Raw genomic sequence first — 576 nt, 5'->3', positions numbered from 1 at the left:
CTCTTCTGTGCTGTCATTCATTGCAATGGCGATGGTCATCGTCTTCTTTGTAACGTCTGCTGATTCGGGGGCAATGGTTGTGGATACTCTGGCATCAGGTGGAGTGGCAAACACACCCGTCTGGCAGCGAATATTCTGGGCCTCGCTCATGGGCATTGTTGCAATTGCGCTTCTCCTTGCCGGAGGGCTAAGTGCGCTGCAAACGGTGACAATAGCGAGTGCATTGCCCTTCTCAGTGATCTTACTAATATCTATATACGGACTTTTAAAAGCTTTGCGCCGGGATTTGACCAAGCGTGAAAGCCTGAGCATGGCGACAATTGCTCCTACGGCTGCACGTAACCCAATTCCTTGGCAGAGAAGGTTACGCAATATCGCGTATCTGCCGAAGCGATCTCTTGTGAAACGTTTTATGGACGACGTTATCCAGCCCGCCATGACGCTGGTTCAGGAGGAACTGAACAAGCAGGGGACGATAAGCCACATTAGTGATGCAGTCGACGATCGTATTCGTCTTGAAGTCGATTTGGGCAACGAGCTGAATTTTATATATGAAGTGAGGCTTCGCGGGTATAT

At 49.8% G+C, this 576-nt stretch carries 1 protein-coding gene; it reads left to right on the top strand.

The features are described 5' to 3' along the window. Positions 1-25: 25 nt before the first annotated feature. On the top strand, positions 26-576 hold a 551-nt coding region (locus AC5O77_RS22265; RefSeq protein ID WP_494507230.1), incomplete at its 3' end, for a BCCT family transporter.

It is taken from the genome of Stenotrophomonas sp. INTA L402-1 (assembly GCF_059295135.1).
The sequence above is the reverse complement of the archived record's forward strand: the minus strand, read 5'-3'. Positions and strand labels throughout refer to the sequence as shown.